Here is a 1,300-nt window from a genome sequence, read left to right on the forward strand (position 1 = left end):
TGCAAATCAGGTAAATAGTAACAATGATGTAATCAACTGGATGCATGAATTTTATTATTAAGGATTAAGGATGAGGACTCAAGAATAAGATAAAAAAAAATAGCAATTAAAGTAGGGTGGGCAAAGTAATATAATCTAGAATACTCAAAAAAAACAAACTGTTTTTGCCCACCCTACAAGCTCATGGGGGAAACCCTCTGGTCTCTTGCTAATCGCTACTAGACCGTTTTTGGGCGTCCAGGAATCACCATCACTGGACAATCCGCTTTCTGTAAAATTCCCTCGCTGATGCTCCCCACTAAAGCTTTGTAGAGACCGCTGTGTCCATGAGAACCGACCACAATTAAATCGACTGCTAATTTCTGTGCTTCTGCCAAAATTGTCTCAACTATTGGTCCTTGGATCAGCAAGGCTGTGGCATCAATACCTTTTTGGCGTAAATTTTCTGCCCACGTTTGTAGCTGGCGATGCTCCTTGCGAAACTTGTGAGCTATATAATCTCGCTCGGTCTGAGGTCCAGTTTGATAGCCAACAAAATCAGGCTCAGGTTCAGCAATGTGGATTAGCCATAATTTGCTCTTGGTTGCCGCTGCTAAAGACTCTGCTTGGGCAATCACTACTGGCGTGATCTCGGAAAAATCAATGGCGACAAGAAAGTTTTGCATGATATCAAGTCCCCTAACATTGGTATTGTATAACACAAGAGTCTTCTGCAGGTGTTGAGGCTATGGACTCTCAATACCAATAACAAATGACAACGGACTTTTGACCAAAAAACTAACACGTAAGTATATGCGCTACGCGCACGCTAAGCGAACAGCAGTTAGCTATCAGCTATCAGCAGTTAGCTATCAGCTATCAGCAGTTAGCTAACGCCATAGCTTCATGCTGCACAAGCAGTTACTATAGAGTACCTCAATCAATTGTGATAATTTTTGATGCCCTACTCCCTACTCCCTATTCCCTACTCCCTATTCCCTGTTCCCTTTGCTATTGCTGATCGCTAACTGCACCTCAAGTAGCACCATATGTAGCCCATAGGCTTACAGCATAGTTGATATTATAGATGAACCCTGAAAAATTAAAGTTTAATTATTAAACTTTAGTAATCAACAATCAACAATTAATCCTTAAATTGATAATTTCCCTGGAAGTATAACATGGACAATTGTTTGTTGTCCTGGGGAACTGGTTATGTTTAATTCTCCACCATGTAATTCAGTCAACAGTTTGGCAATAATCAACCCTAATCCAGAGCCTTGTTGCTCGTAGAGTTTACGATCAAATTGCATATAGGCTC

At 40.8% G+C, this 1,300-nt stretch carries 2 protein-coding genes; both read right to left on the bottom strand.

The window, feature by feature from the left end; translation table 11 throughout:
- Positions 1-218 precede the first annotated feature (218 nt).
- Positions 219-665: a universal stress protein gene (locus AC4II3_RS32735; protein WP_488008782.1), complete on the bottom strand. Its 447-nt coding sequence runs from the start codon at positions 663-665 to the stop codon at positions 219-221.
- A 465-nt stretch (positions 666-1,130) separates the two neighbouring features.
- On the bottom strand, positions 1,131-1,300 hold a 170-nt coding region (locus AC4II3_RS32740; protein ID WP_488029701.1), incomplete at its 5' end, for an ATP-binding protein.

Source organism: Moorena sp., assembly GCF_982860115.1.